The organism is Sagittula sp. (genome assembly GCF_052825245.1).
In genome coordinates, this window is record NZ_JBRBWD010000037.1 from 1 (window position 1) to 15,044 (window position 15,044).

At 65.7% G+C, this 15,044-nt stretch carries 18 protein-coding genes and 1 tRNA gene; 9 read left to right on the top strand and 10 right to left on the bottom strand.

Going from position 1 to position 15,044, the window contains the following annotated elements; genetic code table 11:
* The first annotated feature begins 118 nt into the window (after nt 1-118).
* The 4 genes from ACU0DV_RS16480 (at nt 119) to ACU0DV_RS16495 (ending at nt 2,217) form a co-directional block, all read left to right on the top strand.
* Nucleotides 119-313: a hypothetical protein gene (locus ACU0DV_RS16480; protein WP_446242282.1), complete on the top strand. Its 195-nt coding sequence runs from the start codon at nt 119-121 to the stop codon at nt 311-313.
* 70 nt (nt 314-383) lie between these two features.
* Complete coding sequence (locus tag ACU0DV_RS16485) at nt 384-944, top strand: MerR family transcriptional regulator (RefSeq protein WP_446242283.1); 561 nt, start codon at nt 384-386, stop codon at nt 942-944.
* A 2-nt stretch (nt 945-946) separates the two neighbouring features.
* Nucleotides 947-1,114, top strand: a complete 168-nt coding sequence (locus ACU0DV_RS16490; protein ID WP_446242284.1) for a hypothetical protein — start codon at nt 947-949, stop codon at nt 1,112-1,114.
* Nucleotides 1,115-1,116: 2 nt separating this feature from the next.
* Nucleotides 1,117-2,217 (top strand): tyrosine-type recombinase/integrase, encoded by a 1,101-nt coding sequence (locus ACU0DV_RS16495; protein WP_446242285.1) that lies wholly within the window; start codon nt 1,117-1,119, stop codon nt 2,215-2,217.
* Nucleotides 2,218-2,245: 28 nt separating this feature from the next.
* Here ACU0DV_RS16495 and ACU0DV_RS16500 read toward each other — a convergent pair.
* Nucleotides 2,246-2,322: transfer RNA gene (locus ACU0DV_RS16500), tRNA-Ile, on the bottom strand.
* 102 nt (nt 2,323-2,424) lie between these two features.
* Here ACU0DV_RS16500 and ACU0DV_RS16505 point away from each other — a divergent pair.
* Nucleotides 2,425-2,637: a DUF2945 domain-containing protein gene (locus ACU0DV_RS16505; protein ID WP_446242321.1), complete on the top strand. Its 213-nt coding sequence runs from the start codon at nt 2,425-2,427 to the stop codon at nt 2,635-2,637.
* Nucleotides 2,638-2,662: 25 nt separating this feature from the next.
* Here the strand turns inward: ACU0DV_RS16505 and ACU0DV_RS16510 are convergent, their stop codons facing one another.
* The 3 genes from ACU0DV_RS16510 to ACU0DV_RS16520 all read right to left on the bottom strand — a co-directional run bounded on the left by ACU0DV_RS16510 (nt 2,663) and on the right by ACU0DV_RS16520 (nt 4,430).
* Nucleotides 2,663-3,064, bottom strand: coding sequence for a hypothetical protein (locus ACU0DV_RS16510; RefSeq protein WP_100930690.1), 402 nt, complete (start codon nt 3,062-3,064; stop codon nt 2,663-2,665).
* A gap of 75 nt (nt 3,065-3,139) precedes the next feature.
* Nucleotides 3,140-3,709 (bottom strand): M91 family zinc metallopeptidase, encoded by a 570-nt coding sequence (locus tag ACU0DV_RS16515; RefSeq protein ID WP_100930689.1) that lies wholly within the window; start codon nt 3,707-3,709, stop codon nt 3,140-3,142.
* 1 nt (nt 3,710) lies between these two features.
* Nucleotides 3,711-4,430 (bottom strand): hypothetical protein, encoded by a 720-nt coding sequence (locus ACU0DV_RS16520; RefSeq protein WP_446242286.1) that lies wholly within the window; start codon nt 4,428-4,430, stop codon nt 3,711-3,713.
* 183 nt (nt 4,431-4,613) lie between these two features.
* On the opposite strand from ACU0DV_RS16520, the gene purM reads away from it, so the two are divergent.
* From purM to rnd, 3 genes are all read left to right on the top strand, one after another.
* Nucleotides 4,614-5,657, top strand: coding sequence for a phosphoribosylformylglycinamidine cyclo-ligase (gene purM / locus ACU0DV_RS16525; protein WP_446242287.1), 1,044 nt, complete (start codon nt 4,614-4,616; stop codon nt 5,655-5,657).
* Nucleotides 5,654-6,244, top strand: coding sequence for a phosphoribosylglycinamide formyltransferase (purN, locus tag ACU0DV_RS16530; RefSeq protein WP_100930686.1), 591 nt, complete (start codon nt 5,654-5,656; stop codon nt 6,242-6,244). Before purM ends, purN begins: the two co-directional genes overlap by 4 nt.
* A gap of 86 nt (nt 6,245-6,330) precedes the next feature.
* Nucleotides 6,331-7,488, top strand: coding sequence for a ribonuclease D (gene rnd / locus ACU0DV_RS16535; protein WP_100930685.1), 1,158 nt, complete (start codon nt 6,331-6,333; stop codon nt 7,486-7,488).
* Between the two features lie 76 nt (nt 7,489-7,564).
* Here rnd and ACU0DV_RS16540 read toward each other — a convergent pair whose 3' ends face one another.
* On the bottom strand, nt 7,565-8,077 hold the full coding sequence (locus tag ACU0DV_RS16540; protein ID WP_100930684.1) for a hypothetical protein: 513 nt from the start codon (nt 8,075-8,077) through the stop codon (nt 7,565-7,567).
* Between the two features lie 118 nt (nt 8,078-8,195).
* On the opposite strand from ACU0DV_RS16540, the gene ACU0DV_RS16545 reads away from it, so the two are divergent.
* The gene (locus tag ACU0DV_RS16545) at nt 8,196-8,597 is read left to right on the top strand and encodes a SufE family protein (RefSeq protein ID WP_446242288.1); all 402 of its coding nucleotides are present in this window, start codon (nt 8,196-8,198) and stop codon (nt 8,595-8,597) included.
* A 199-nt stretch (nt 8,598-8,796) separates the two neighbouring features.
* On the opposite strand, the gene trpE is transcribed toward ACU0DV_RS16545, so the two are convergent.
* From trpE to fabI, 5 genes are all read right to left on the bottom strand, one after another.
* Nucleotides 8,797-10,311 carry an anthranilate synthase component I gene (gene trpE / locus ACU0DV_RS16550; protein ID WP_100930682.1) on the bottom strand — a complete coding sequence of 505 codons (1,515 nt, stop codon included), beginning with the start codon at nt 10,309-10,311 and terminating at the stop codon, nt 8,797-8,799.
* 13 nt (nt 10,312-10,324) lie between these two features.
* Nucleotides 10,325-12,172: a peptidyl-prolyl cis-trans isomerase gene (locus ACU0DV_RS16555; protein ID WP_446242289.1), complete on the bottom strand. Its 1,848-nt coding sequence runs from the start codon at nt 12,170-12,172 to the stop codon at nt 10,325-10,327.
* 43 nt (nt 12,173-12,215) lie between these two features.
* Nucleotides 12,216-13,403 carry an aminotransferase gene (locus tag ACU0DV_RS16560; protein WP_446242290.1) on the bottom strand — a complete coding sequence of 396 codons (1,188 nt, stop codon included), beginning with the start codon at nt 13,401-13,403 and terminating at the stop codon, nt 12,216-12,218.
* A 130-nt stretch (nt 13,404-13,533) separates the two neighbouring features.
* The gene (gene gpt, locus ACU0DV_RS16565) at nt 13,534-14,037 is read right to left on the bottom strand and encodes a xanthine phosphoribosyltransferase (RefSeq protein ID WP_100930679.1); all 504 of its coding nucleotides are present in this window, start codon (nt 14,035-14,037) and stop codon (nt 13,534-13,536) included.
* A gap of 150 nt (nt 14,038-14,187) precedes the next feature.
* Complete coding sequence (fabI, locus tag ACU0DV_RS16570) at nt 14,188-14,994, bottom strand: enoyl-ACP reductase FabI (RefSeq protein WP_100930678.1); 807 nt, start codon at nt 14,992-14,994, stop codon at nt 14,188-14,190.
* Between the last annotated feature and the right edge of the window lie 50 nt (nt 14,995-15,044).

Here is a 15,044-nt window from a genome sequence, read left to right on the forward strand (position 1 = left end):
GGACCCTGACCACCGCAATCGCCCGCCCCGCTGCGCGAGATGAAAGCTCCGCGCGCCGGGCGATTGCTCAACCTGCGCCAACCGGCGTAAACACTAACCGGGCTCCGGTCGTGGCTGGATGAAAGTTCAGTGGCAGGTCATGTGCGCCGCGATCTCGATCCTGCAAGACCACATCCTCGCCGCAGACAGCCCCTGCGACCCAGACAAGGTTTTCCCTCATGGCCGCTTGGCAACGGAGTCCTTGGAGTTGGCCGAGAGCCTTCTCGGCGAACTGTTGGACGTGCTGGACCGCGCCGAGCGTCAGGCGTCCTGAAAGTCAGGATTGCCGCGCGGGTTGAAGAATACCGCACTCTGCGTTATTGCATTTTGACGCGGAGTGCGTTATGTTCTGGGCCAAGCAGGCTAAGGACAGGCTCATGATGTTGACTCAAAAAGAATTCTCCGTTCAGGACGTTGCCGCCGCGACCGGCACCCAACCCCGAAATATCTCGGATTGGGTTTCTCGCGGGTACATTCTTGGGAATTTTGAGGAGGGCAAACACCGCAGGTTCAGTTTCTCAAACGTGATGGAAATCGCGCTTTGTGTCGCGGCGATGCAGCGATTCGGTTTCACCCCGGAACGCGCGTTCAGGCTCGCGGCGATCTTCGCCTATATCGGTGAAGGCGGGGCTGGCTGGATTGGCGAAGAAGATACGACGCCTGAACGCCATCCGGGCGCACCGTTTCACTATTCCGAAGGCTTCACCTTTGTTGTTGCTCAGGGCGACCACAGCGAAGTGGTTCTGAGCAAAGACGGCAAGATCGACATGACCGGCTTTCCACCGGATTATCTTGATACCGTGGGCCTCTTGGTTCTGAACGTGTCGGCAATCTTCATGAACGTTTGCGCTCGCCTTGGCCAAGATCACCGCTTGGTCCTTGATGGGATCTACGGGGAAGCCTGATAATGACCAACCGTCCCACGATTTTCAAACAAGCTGATGTTACCCGCGCTGTGAAAGGTGTTGTTGCAGCTGGTTTGTCGGTGGCGAGAACGGAAATCGACCGAGACGGTAAGATCGTGGTCATAATCGGCGCTCCTGGCAGTGCCAAAGACGCAAATGATTGGGACTGACGATGGGCAAGAAGACCGACCGCTTCCCAAATGCAAGGCAATACCGCGACCGTCACGGTAAAGTCCGGTGGCGGTATCGATGCAAAGGCTTCTCCGCCGAGCTTGGCTCTGACTGGGGTTCAGAGGACTTTACACGCCGCTACGCTGACGCGGTGAATCGTGAAAAGAGTAAAGCCGGGGCAGGGGCCTCACGAAGCGTGCCAGGCACGCTGGATTGGCTGGTAGCCAAATTCTACACCCTGCACTTTCCGACCATCGAAGACAGCACCAAAAAGGACTATCGGGCCTGTATTGAGCCGTTCCGGCTTGCGCACGGGCACAAGCGTGTCAGCCACATGCAGCGCCGTCACGTGATCGAGATCAAGGCCAAGATGGCAAGCACTCCTCAGCAAGCGAACAAGACGCTTAAGCGCCTTAGCCAGTTGATGGACCTAGCAATAGACTTGGAGCTGCGCGCTGACAATCCTGTGCAGGGGGTGAAGCTCTTTCCTACCAATCCTGAGGGATACCACACATGGGACGAGGGCGAGATTTCACGGTTCTATGAAGTCCACCGCATGGGCACGCTCCCGCACTTGGTCATGACGTTGATGCTCTACACGGGTGCGGCGAAGTGTGATGCGGTGCGACTTGGCAGGAGTAACATTCGCGATGGACGGCTAACCTACCGCCGCCGAAAGACCAAGAAAAACCCGGATGGATTCGAGGTTAGCATTCCGATCCATCCATATCTTGCCGAGACCCTTGGGCATTTGCGTGCTGACGCGTTCACATTTCTAGAGACTAGGTACGCCAAGGCCCGCTCAGAGAAGAGCCTTGGCGGCGACATGCGAAAGTGGTGCGATGAAGCTGGCTTGCCGAATTGCACCGCGCACGGATTGCGCAAGGCGATCTGCCGACGCATCGCTGAAATCGAGAATGACGTGTTCAAGGTGATGGCGGTCAGCGGCCACAAGGACATCAAGCAGGCGCAGAAATACATCGAGGCGTTCGGGCGAAAATCGAAGGCCGACGCAGCGATTGCGAGTCTCCCGAGCGGGGCGAACGGGGAACAAAAATTGACGAACCACCCCGCTAGGTTCGTCAAAAAGAAAGGTAAGTAGCTGAAATGACGTCAGAAAACATGACGGTTGGTAGGCCCGGCAGGACTTGAACCCGCAACCAAGGCGTTATGAGCGCCCTGCTCTAACCAATTGAGCTACAGGCCCACCGTGGCAGACTGAGTAAGCGCGGGGCGCGGGGGCGTCAAGCGGGGGAACGCGGGCGCGGGGCTCTGCATTGAGCCGCAGGCACATGCGGAGGACGCGATGATGGACTACGACGAAGGCGACAAGGTCGCGTGGGACTGGGGCAACGGCACGGCCAGCGGCACGGTGGTGAAGAAATACACGCGGAAGATCACGCTGAAGATCAAGGGCAGCGAGGTGACGCGCGACGCCGACGAAGACAATCCCGCCTACCGGATCGAACAGGAGGACGGCGACGAAGTTCTGAAGAAAGGGTCTGAGTTGCGGAAGGCCTGAACACCCACCAGCGCGCAACAGCCCGTTATTTCAGCAGCGAGACCAGCGTGCACACATCGCCGAGCGCGCCGTTGGCGTAGCGCGGGCGATAGACGATCTCGACGCGTTTCGCGCTCGACGCCACCCGCCAGGTGTGGAGCACGAAATCGCCCGACGGATCGATCCGCGCGGCGGTCGTCAGGTTGTTCCACAGGATCTGGCCGACCATCGCCGCGCCGTTCAGCGACAGCGCACCGAAATCCACATCGTCGAGGTCGGTCGCATCCACCAGCGGCTCGATCGGGTGGTGGTCGGCGGTCACCTTCTCGATCATCACGCCCCACATCGGATCGCGGAAAACGTCGAGCCCGTCTTCGGCGGGGATGACGAAGGGAATGGTCTGGTGTCCGTTCCAGTCGGTGTGGGTCGAAACGAAACTGCGGGTCATCGGTGTTCGGTCCTTGTCAGGCGTTGCGTGTCAGGCGTGGCGCGGCGGGCCCCGGTGGGCGGCCGGATCGGTCGCTCAGGGCGTGTACTGCGGAATGTCCCAGGCGCCGTATTTCTGGCGCTGCGGCAGGCCCTTGGCTTCGCGGTGTTCATTTTCGGCGGCCGCGGCGGAAACCTCGCGCTTCTCCCGCGTGTCGCCGGAAGAGCCCTGCGTGTATTCGTAGGTGTGATAGGCCTCGTGTGCCAGCGAAGATTCCGGGTCGCGGTCGACGCCGTCGCCGTAGGTGCCCGTCTTGTTCGGGTTGTACTTGATCGTCCCTTCGGAGCCGGTGCCGTCCTGCGAATCCGACCGGCTGTCCGGGCTGGCGCTGTTGCCCTCGGGGCCGACCTTGATGGTCGTGGTCTTGTCGCTGTTCTCCAGCGCCTCCATCGCTTCGACCGTCTTTGGCTTCGATCCGTCCGGCAGGCGGCGCTTCTTGGCGTCTTCCCACTGCTGCTTGGCCTTTGCGAGATCCTCGTCGGTGGCGCCTTCCTGCTTTTCCCAGACGACGCCGCCGCCCTTGCCGGCCTCGCAGCCCTTGGTCGCGCCGGGCTTGTTCTCCGTCTTCTTGCAGGCGTCGTCGTTGGCCTTTCCGCACTGGCACATCTCAGGCCTCCTCCCCGACGCTTTCGCCGAGGGCGGTGATCATCGTCAGCGCGGCCTGGCGGAGCGCCTGCGTCTTTGCGGCGGGGGCGAGGCCCTTGTCGTAAAGCGTGGCATGGATCAGCGGCAGCTGCGGTTCGGCGTAGTAGTAGGGGCCGTACATCAGTGCCAGCGCCGCGCAGATGTAACCGCCAAGCGGTTGTTCCAGCCCGAAGGCGTCCGACTGGGCAACCGCGTCGCCCAGCACCTGCCCGGTCATGGTGGAGGCCGCGGCGCGCTGCGGAAAGGCGGCGCAAAGCGCGCCCACGGGGTCCGCCGGCGCATCGCCGGTCCCGAGCACGTGGTGCACCTGCCGGAAGCCCCGCACCGCCGCCCGCCCGTCGCGGCCATTGGTCTTGCGCAGGTGCAGGAGAATCCGGTCGTTCAGCTGGTTGATGCGGTGGATCGGTTCGCGGATGATCGGGTCGGCCAGCTTGTCCGAGGCCCAGGGCAGCAGCGGGTTCTCGTCGTAGCGGCTGCCCAGAACCGGCATGAAGGTCGCGAACATGTAGATGCTGCGTTCGGTGACAAAGCCGTAGTGCCGGGCGCGCGTGTGGGCGAAAGTGGCCAACGCCATCGCGCTGCCGTCGGGCCAGAAGGCCTTTCCCCACGGAAAATGGGTTTCGAGATGCTCTGCCAGTCCGGTTTCGAAAGCACGAAACTCCATGGCATCGAATGCATCCATCTGTGCATTGGATATCGAAAGCATGGGTCGGGAACGCCACAAATGAAATATGCCACGAGGATAGCCGAGAAGGCGGTTTCTTCACAGTGATGATTTCCCTACTGCGCGGGCAGCGCGTTGCAGGCGCGGAGCCTTTGGGGTAAGCGCCTCTGCAATCAAGCGGCCAACCTCTCGGAGAGCGACATGAGCGACGGCAAGAACGGGCTGACCTACGCGGCGGCGGGCGTGGACATCGACGCGGGCAACGCGCTGGTCGAACGGATCAAGCCGGCGGCGAAACGGACCAACCGCCCCGGGGTGATGTCCGGGCTGGGCGGCTTCGGCGCGCTGTTCGACCTGAAGGGCGCGGGCTACGAGGACCCGATCCTCGTGGGGGCGACCGACGGCGTTGGCACCAAGCTGCGCATCGCCATCGACACCGGGCTGGTGGACGGCGTGGGCATCGACCTCGTCGCGATGTGCGTCAACGACCTCGTGTGCCAGGGCGCAGAGCCGCTGTTCTTCCTCGACTACTTTGCCACCGGCAAGCTCGACACCGACACCGCCGCGCGGGTCATCGAAGGCATCGCGGAGGGCTGCGTGCGCTCCGGCTGCGCGCTGATCGGCGGTGAGACGGCAGAGATGCCCGGCATGTACCCGGCGGGCGACTTCGACCTCGCGGGTTTTGCCGTGGGCGCGATGGAACGCGGACGCGAACTGCCCGCAGGCGTGGCCGAAGGCGACGTGCTGCTGGGTGTGGCGTCGAACGGCGTGCACTCCAACGGCTACAGCCTCGTGCGGAAGCTGGTCGAGGTCTCGGGCCTCGGTTGGGACGCGCCGTGCCCCTGGGGCGAGGGTACGCTGGGCGAGGCGCTGCTGGCGCCGACCACGCTGTACGTCAAGGGCGCCATCGCGGCGGTCAAGGACGACTGCATCCACGCGCTGGCCCATATCACCGGCGGCGGCCTGACGGAGAACCTGCCGCGCGTGCTGCCTGAGGGCCTGGGCGCCGAGATCGACCTTGGCGCATGGGAGCTCCCGGGCATCTTCAAATGGCTGTCCGATCAGGGAAACATCGAAGAGCGCGAGATGCTGAAGACCTTCAACTGCGGCATCGGCATGATCGCCGTCGTGGCACCCGACAAGGCCGACGCCGCACGCGCCCACCTGACCGAGGCCGGGCACGAGGTGCACCGGATCGGCACGGTCACGGCGGGCGAGGGCGTCACCTACCGGGGCAACCTGTGAAGCGCATCGCCATCCTCGTTTCCGGCGGCGGCTCCAACATGGTGAAGCTGGTCGACAGCATGACCGGCGACCATCCGGGCCGCCCGGTGCTGGTGGCGTCGAACGATCCCCATGCGGCGGGCCTGACCCGCGCGGCAGAACGGGGCGTGCCGGTGGCGGCGGTGGATCACAAGCCGTTCCGGGGCGACCGCGCCGCCTTTGAGGCGGAACTGCGCCGCCACATCGACGCGGCCGAACCGGACGTGCTGTGCCTTGCGGGTTTCATGCGCATCCTGACGCCGTCCTTCATCGCCGCCTATGAGGGCCGGATGCTGAACATCCACCCGTCGCTATTGCCGAAGTACCGCGGGCTGCACACCCACGCCCGCGCGCTGGAAGCCGGCGACACGGAGGCGGGCTGCACCGTGCACGAGGTCACGGCGGAGCTGGACGAGGGCCCGATCCTTGGCCAGGCGCATGTCCCGGTCGAACCCGGCGACACGCCCGACACGCTGGCGGCGCGGGTTCTGACCATGGAGCACAAGCTTTATCCCGCGGTCCTGCGCCGCTTCCTCGAAGGCCGTCGCACACCCCTGATCCTGACCTGATGCGTGGCGTTTCCCATTTCAGGAAAATGGGTTATGACGGTGAAACGCGCCGCAGGGTCGACACCACATAACAGAAAAGACTGCGCATGCAGACATTGACGACGACCGAAGAGCTTTCCGATTTCTGTGCCCGTGCCAAGGGCCAGCCGTACATCACCGTCGATACGGAGTTCCTCCGTGAACGGACCTATTACTCCAAGCTGTGCCTGATCCAGCTTGCGCTGCCCGGCAAGGGTGACGAGGACGCCGTGCTGGTCGATCCGATGGTGGACGGGCTGTCGCTGGACCCTCTGCTGGACCTCTTCCGCGACGAGAGCATCGTGAAGGTGTTCCACGCCGCCCGGCAGGATCTGGAGATCTTCTACATCGATCACGGGGTCATCCCGCAGCCGCTGTTCGACACGCAGGTGGCCGCCATGGTCTGCGGTTTCGGCGAGCAGGTCGGCTACGAGACGCTGGTCAAGCGCATCGCCAAGCAGCAGCTCGACAAGTCCTCGCGCTTTACCGACTGGTCGCGCCGCCCGCTGACGGACGCGCAGAAGTCCTACGCGCTTGCCGATGTGACGCACCTGCGCCAGATCTACGAATTCCTCGCGGGCAAGCTGGAGGAAAGCGGACGGGCGCGCTGGGTCGCCGAGGAACTGGGCGTCCTGACCGATCCGGAAACCTATATCACCCGCCCGCGTGACGCGTGGCAGCGGGTGAAGACGCGGTCCAACGCGCCGCGCTTCCTTGCCATCGTGCGTGAACTGGCGGCCTTCCGCGAAACCTACGCGCAGGAGCGCAACATCCCGCGCAACCGCGTGTTCAAGGACGACGCGCTGGTCGAGCTGGCCTCGACCAAGCCGATGTCGGCCAATGACCTGTCGCGCTCGCGCTTGCTGCTGCGCGAGGCCCGCAAGGGCCCCATCGCCGACGGCATCCTCGAAGCGGTCAAGGCCGGGGTGGAATGCCCCAAGGACGACCTGCCCGAAGCCGACACCGTGCGCGACAAGCTGCAGGTGAACCCGGCGCTGGCGGATCTTCTGCGCGTGCTGCTGAAGGCCAAGACGGAACGTTTCGGCGTGGCCTCCAAGCTGATCGCCCCGGCGACCGACCTCGACGCCATCGCGGCGGGGATGCGCGACGTGCCGGCGCTGTCCGGCTGGCGCCGCGAAGTCTTCGGCGAGGATGCGCTGCGCCTGTGCTCCGGCCAGATCGCGCTGGCGGCGCGGGGCAAGAACGTCGACGTCATCGAACTCTGACGGACGGGCCGCAGGCCCGGTTCACAGCGGAAGAGACAACGGGGACGGGCCGAAAGGCCCGTGCGACCCGCGGCTGTCAGCGGCCGGTGGTGCGGGTGTTGTTGCGCGCCTTGACCACGATGCTGCGCACCAGCGCAAGCTCGTTGTCGGTCAGCCAGGTGGCGGCGGTCACTGTGCGGGCCGAGACGGGGCCGGTGGGGCCGACGTACTGTTCCGCGCGCAGCGCATAGACCAGCGTGTCGTCGGTCGTCTCGTTCTCCACCTCGACCAGCTTGACGTCGTAGGCGCCCTGGTAGCGGGTGACGCCGGTGGCGCGGACAAGCGCACCGCCGGGACGGCGCTCCACGAAAAGGCCGGTGACCTCGTCCACGGCGATGCCGCCGTAGCTTTCGTCCTTCTTCCGGCGGAACACCGATTCCTCGCGCACGGGGATCAGCGGGTTGTAGGCCGGATCGTCCGCACGGACCTCGGTGCGCACCGAGGTGCTGCCGCCGAACCAGTTGAACGGATTGAGGCGGGACTCCCGCACGCCGCCGCAACCGGACAGAACGAGGCCTGCAAGGACCAGAACGGAGATCTGTTTGTGCATCTTGTGCCTCTTGCCTGAGTGTTCCCCGGTTAACCCATCCGGAGACGCTTGAAAAGCCTGCGAGGTGCTGGACCTTTGCGGCGCGGGCGCTTACCTGCGGGGGAAAAGGAGTGGTGTCATGGCCCAGGAGGCGTTCGAAGAGGTGGTTGAGGATTTCGAGTTCCTCGAGGACTGGGAAGACCGCTACCGCATGGTGATCGAGATGGGCAAGGCGATGGAGCCTATGCCCGATGCGCTGAAGGTGCCCGCAACGAAGGTGGAAGGCTGCGCCAGCCAGGTCTGGCTGCACATCGCGCCTGAGGACGGGCGCTTCCACTTTCAGGGCGACAGCGACGCGATGATCGTCAAGGGGCTGATCGCGCTTCTTCACCGGCTCTACGATGGCCTGCCGGAGGGCGAGGTCGCGGGTGTCGATGCAAGGGGTGAACTGGGCCGCCTCGGACTGCATGACCACCTGTCGGCGCAGCGGTCCAACGGTCTGCGCGCGATGATCGAACGCATCCGCGACTCCGCCGCCTGACGAGAGGCGATCCGGCGCAGCGGAACCGACAAGGCGGCGCCTTTGACGGTCTGCGTGGCGTGACTGTGGTGGGCGGTGTGTATCCGGACCCTCTGCGCGGGGCCTCAAGGATGCCTCCACCGCATGGAAATGTCGGCAACGCGGCTGGCTGACACACTGACGTGCAGCGGCCGCAAGCGGGCAGGTGGCGCGGCCGGGTTCAGCCGTTGCCGTTGCCGGTAAAGCGCGCCGCGTCCGCTGCCGCGCGCCGGATGGCGTTCGACTTGTGCACGGTCTCCATGTACTCGGCCTCGGGGTCGCTGTCATAGACCACGCCGCCACCCGCCTGGATATACAGCTTCTGGTCCTTCACGATCGCCGTGCGCAGCGCGATGCACATGTCCATGTCGCCACCGGCGCTGAAATAGCCCACGCCGCCGCCGTAGACGCCGCGCTTCTCCGGCTCGAGCTCGTCGATGATCTCCATCGCGCGGACCTTCGGCGCGCCGCTGACGGTGCCTGCGGGCAGACCCGCCAGAAGGGCAGAGAGGGCGTCATGCTCCTCCGACAACTCACCCACCACGTTCGAGACGATGTGCATCACATGGCTGTAGCGCTCGATGATGAACTTCTCGGTCGGGCGGACGGTGCCGATCTTCGACACGCGGCCGGTGTCGTTGCGTCCGAGGTCGAGCAGCATGAGGTGTTCGGCCAGTTCCTTCTGGTCCGCCAGCAGATCCGCTTCGAGCGCGTTGTCCTCTTCGGGGGTGGCGCCGCGCGGACGGGTGCCCGCGATGGGGCGGATCGTCACCTCGTTGCCGAAGACCCGGACGAGGATCTCCGGCGAGGCGCCGATCACCTGGAAGCCGCCGAAGTTGAAATAGAACATGAAGGGCGACGGGTTGGTGCGCCGCAGCGAACGGTAAAGCGTGAAGGGCGGCAGCGGGAAGTCCTGCGTCCAGCGCTGCGAGGGCACCACCTGAAAGATGTCGCCCGCCTTGATGTACTCCTTGGCCTTGTTGACCGCGCCCTTGTATTCCTCGTGCGTGAAGTTCGAGACGGGCTCGCCCAGGTCGGCGGCCTCGCCGAGGTCGCGGCTGGCCTGCGGCATCGCACGTTCGAGATCGCGCACCGCGTCCATCACCCGTTCGGCCGCCTGCGCATAGGCAGCGCGCGCGGGCACGCCGTCCTGCACCCAAGCGGGCGAGACGACGGTGACTTCGCCCTTCACGCCGTCCAGAACCGCCACGACGGAGGGGCGCATCAGCACCGCGTCGGGCAGGCCCAGCGGGTCGGGGTTCACGTTCGGCAGGCGCTCCACCAGCCGGATCATGTCGTAGCCCAGGTAGCCGAACAGCCCGGCGGCGGCCTGCGGCAGATCCTCCGGCAGGTCGATCTTCGATTCCGCCAGAACGGCGCGCAGGGCGGTCAGCGGGTCGGCGTCCATCGGCTCGAACGCATCGGGGTCGAACCGCGCATGACGGTTGATCCGCGCCTTGTCGCCATGACACTGCCAGACGAGGTCCGGCTTCATCCCGATCATCGAGTAGCGCCCGCGCACCTCGCCGCCGGTGACGGATTCGAGGACGAAGGTGTCCTTGGCCGCGCCCGTCAGCTTCAGCATCAGCGACACAGGCGTGTCGAGGTCGGCGGCGAGCCGGGTGTAGACGATCTGGTTCTCGCCCGCCTGGTAGCGGGTCGCGAAGGCGTCGAAGGCGGGGGTCAGCGTGGGCATGGGCTCGGGCGCCTTACTGGAAGTTCGCGAGGACGGCGTTGACCGCGGCCTGGTCGATCTCGACACCGGCACGGGACTGGATGTCCTGCGCAAGCGCCCGGAACAGGTCCTGGCTCACGTCCTGATCGGCCTGCTGCGCAAAGAGCTGGCGGAACTGGCGGACATTCTCATCCTCCGGGTCGACCTCGATGATGTCGTCGAGGCGGACGACGTAGGCGGTGCCGGCACCCTTGACGGCGGCGGCCTCGCCCTCGGACATGGTGAAGACCTGCGTCAGCACCGCCTGCGGCACATCGTCGGTATTGGCGTTGCGCGTCAGGCCCTCGTCCACCGTCCGGGCGCGCAGGTTCAGATCGTCGAACCCGGTGTCGCCGGAAAGCTGACCGGCCAGCGCCTCTGCCTGATCGGCCAGCGCCGTGGCGCGTGCATTGGCCTCCCAGTCCTGGGCCACGCGGTCGCGAACCTCTTCGAACGGGTAGGGCGCGGCCTCCTGAATCTCGTCGAGGCGCAGGGCGAAAAGCCCGCCGTCGCCCAGTTCGGCCATGGCCGGGTAATCGCCGGTCTCCGCTTCGGCAGCCGCCTCGTTGAAGGCCGCGTAGCCTGCGATGCCCTCGTTGCTGGAAGAGGTCCAGTCGATCTGGCCCAGCTCCATCTCCGTGTCGCCGGCAAGATCCTCGAGCGTCGCACCCGCGGCCAGTTCGTCGTCAAGCTGGTTGGCGAGCCCCTCGATCACGCGGCGGGCCTGGTCCAGCGCCAGCGTGTCGCGCATCTGCGGCACGGCCTCTTCGAAGCTGGTGCTCTGCGCGGCCAGAACGGCGTTCACCCGGTAAAGCGCGGGCCCGAGGTCGGAGGGCGCCTGCACGACCTCACCCACGTCCGCGGCAAAGACCGCTTCGCCCGCATCACCCAGCGCGGCTTCGGTCACGTCACCCATGTCGGTGTCGGCAAGGTCGAGCCCGCGTTCGATGACCAGCGTCTCGAAGGGCACGTCGCCGCTGGCGACACGTTCGGCGGCTTCCTGTGCGGCCTCTTCGGACGAATAGACCAGCCGTTCCACAAGACGGCGCTCCGGCATGTTGAACTCGGCCGAACGCTCCTCGTAGGTGGCGCGCAGCCTGTCCTCGGGCACCTCGACGGTGTCGACGATCATCGCGGGCGTCAGCCACGCGTAGGTGATCTTGCGCGTCGTGGGGCGGGTGTAGCGGTCGATGTTCTCGTCGTAGAAGGTCTGCAGATCTTCGTCGGAGGGCACCGGCAGGCCGGTGGTCAGCTGCTCCGCGCCAAGCTCCGCCCAGGTGAAGGCGCGGCGCTCGCCGGTGTAGGACACCAGCGTCTGCGCATAGACCGGGGGCAGGACAACGCCTGCCTGGATCGCGTTCTGCAGCAGGGTGGAGGCACTTTCGGCCCGCAGCTGTTCTTCGAACTCGCGCTCGGAGAAGCCGGCGCCCTGCAGGGCGAGGCGATAGGATTCCCGGTCGAAGGAGCCGTCGACCCCCTGGAAGGCCGGGATCTCGCGCAGGTCCTGCGCCAGACGTTCGTCGCCGACGGAGATGCCAAGCTGCGCGGCCTCGTTCTCGAGCGCCGCAGAGGTCACAACGCGGCTCAGCACCATGTCCGGAATGCCCATGGCGCGCGCCTGCTGGAAGGTCAGCGCCTGACCCGTCTGTGCCTGCACGGCGCGCATTTCCTGCTGGATGGCGCGGAAGTAGTCGGAGGCGGGAATCTCCGCCTCGCCGACCTTGCCAATGCTCGACACGCTGCCGCCGAAATTGGTGGCCCCGAAACCGCCCAGACCGAGGAGCAGCAGACCCAGCAGGATGTACCCGCCTGTCTTGCCGACGCCGCCTTTTTTCTTGCTCATGGCCTAACCCCTCCGCGCTGGTTCGGGAGTGTCTAAACCGGGGTCACAGGGGCTGCAAGGGGGGCAGGTCCAGTGCGGCCAGCCGCGTGCAGAGCGCGCGCAGGCTCTCGGCCCCGGCATTGGCGAAGGCGATGCGGAAATGCCGGTCGCCGGAGGGGTCTTCCGGCGGGGTGAACATCGTCGCGGGCAGGATCAGCACACCCGCCTCGCGCACCAGCAGCGGCGCGAGGTCCGCGGCCCCCATGGCGAAGGGATGCTCGACATAGGCAAAGTAGGCGCCCAGCCCCTTCAGCCGCCAGCCCTTCGCCTCGAGCGGGGCGAACGCCTCGGCCAGGGCGGCGCGGCGGGCGAGGATCTCGTCGCGCTGTTCGGCCTTCCACTGTGCCAGTGTCTGTAACCCGTGCAACGCCGCTTTCTGGCCCAGCGAGGGCGCGCAGATCGCCACCGTGTCCTGGAACTTCTCGATCTGGTGCAGAAGCTCGGCATCGCCGATCACCGCGCCCACACGATGGCCGGTCAGCCGGTAGGCCTTTGAAAAGCTGTATAGCTGGATCAGCGTGTCGGCCCAGTCCGGACGCGTCAGCAGGTCGTGCGGCGCGCCGGTGTGGGTGGCGAAGTCGCGGTAGGTCTCGTCCACGATCAGCCTGATCCCGGCCTCGCGGCACAGCTCGAAAAGCGCCGAGAGCGTCTCTGCCGGGTATTCGACGCCCGCGGGATTGTTCGGCGTCACGATGGAGATCGCCTTCGTCCGCGGCGTGATGAGCGCGCGGGCGGCCTCCGGATCGGGGATCAGAGTGTCGTCCGTGGGCAGCGGAACCGCCACCACGCCCGACATGTCCATCCACATTTTGTGGTTGAAGTACCAGGGGGTTGGGACGATGACTTCATCCCCTTCCGTGGTCAGCGCCGACAGCGTCGCGGCAAAGGCCTGATTGCAGCCCGCGGTGATGCCCACCTGCGCTGCTTCCACCGTGCCGCCGTAATGGCGCGCCCAGTCCTCTGCCAGCGCGTCGCGCAGATCGCCGTGTCCGAGGACGGGACCATAAAGATGGCTAGACGGCACCTCGATCAGCTCCGCCATGGCGCGCCGCAGCGCGGGCGGCGGCGGATCGGCGGGCGCGGCCTGCGCGAGGTTCAGGAGCGGCCGGTCGGCGGGAAATTCCACGCCCTGCAGCCAGCGCTGCGCTTCCGGGATCGGCGGAAAGAAGGTGGCTTCGGTACGGGTGGTCATGGTGCGCCTGCGGTTGTTCGCGGCGAAGCTATCAGCCCGGACCGGACGCGCAAGCCAGAGCGTCGGTCCAGCCCGGCCAAACGGGCGCGGAAGACGCGGGCGCCCGCCATTGCAGCGCCCGCGGCCGGCGTCAGTCGTCGCCGCGGTAGGGTTTGACGTATTGCAGCGCCATGTCCCACGGGAAGAAGATCCAGGTGTCCTGGCTTACTTCGGTGACGAAGGTGTCCACCTGCGCGCGGCCCATCGGCTTGGCGTAGACCGTGGCGACATGCGCCTTGGGCATGTGGGTGCGCACCACTTCGAGCGTGCGGCCGGTGTCCACAAGGTCGTCGACCACCAGCACGCCGGTGCCGTCGCCGATCACGTCCATGTCGGGCGACTTGATCACGCGCGGTTCTGCCTGGGTCTGGTGGTTGTAGCTTTTCACGCTGATCGTATCGACCATGCGGATGTCGAGTTCGCGCGCCACGATCATCGCCGGGGCCATGCCGCCGCGGGTGATCGCCACGACCGCGCGCCAGGCGCCTTCGTCCGGGCCTTGCCCCTGCAGGCGCCACGCCAGCGCGCGCGCGTCGCGGTGCAGTTGATCCCAGCTGACGTGAAAGCCTTTCTCGTGGGGCAGACGGTCGTTCATGGCGGACTCCTCATGCGGTCTGGGGCGCGTCATAGGGCAGGGCGGGGCCGGAGGGCAAGCCTGCTGTCGCGAGCGCGGAACCGCCCGGCCCCGAAAACGCGAACGGGCGCCCGTTCGGACGCCCGGCCAGCATTCGGAACCCCGCGGGCCTCAGCCCTTCTGGATGTCCGGCGCGTCCACCGCCTTCATGCCGACGACGTGATAGCCGCTGTCGACATGGTGCGTCTCGCCGGTGACGCCGTTCGACAGGTCGGACAGCAGGTAAAGCGCGGACCCGCCCACATCGTCGATGGTCACGTTGCGGCGGAGGGGCGAGTTGTACTCGTTCCACTTCATGATGTAGCGGAAGTCGCCGATGCCCGAAGCTGCCAGCGTCTTGATCGGCCCGGCCGAGATCGCGTTGACCCGGATGCCGTCCTTGCCCAGATCCTCGGCGAGGTAACGGACCGAAGCCTCCAGCGCCGCCTTGGCCACGCCCATCACATTATAGTGTGGCATGATGCGCTCGGCGCCGTAGTAGGTGAGCGTCAAGGCAGCCCCGCCGCTCTTCATCAGCTTCTCGGCGCGCTGCATCACGGCGGTGAAACTGTAGACGGAAATGTCCATCGTCATGGTGAAATTGCCGCGCGTGGTGTCCACGTAGCGCCCGCGCAATTCGTTCTTGTCCGAGAAGCCGATGGCATGGACGACGAAGTCGAGCCCGCCCCATTCTTCTTCCAAGGCATTGAACAACAAGTCGATAGAGCCTTCGTCGCCCACGTCGCAGGGCAGGACGATCTGGCTGCCCAGTTGGGAGGCAAGAGGATCGACACGCTTCTTCAGCGCCTCGCCCTGGTAGGAGAATGCCAGCTCCGCGCCCGCTTCGCTCAGCGCCTTGGCAATGCCCCAGGCGATAGACTTGTCGTTCGCCAGCCCCATGATGAGGCCGCGTTTGCCCGCCATCAACCCGTTTGACATGACCGTCCCTTCCACCAGATCGACAATGGATCGTCGTGTAGGCGATACAA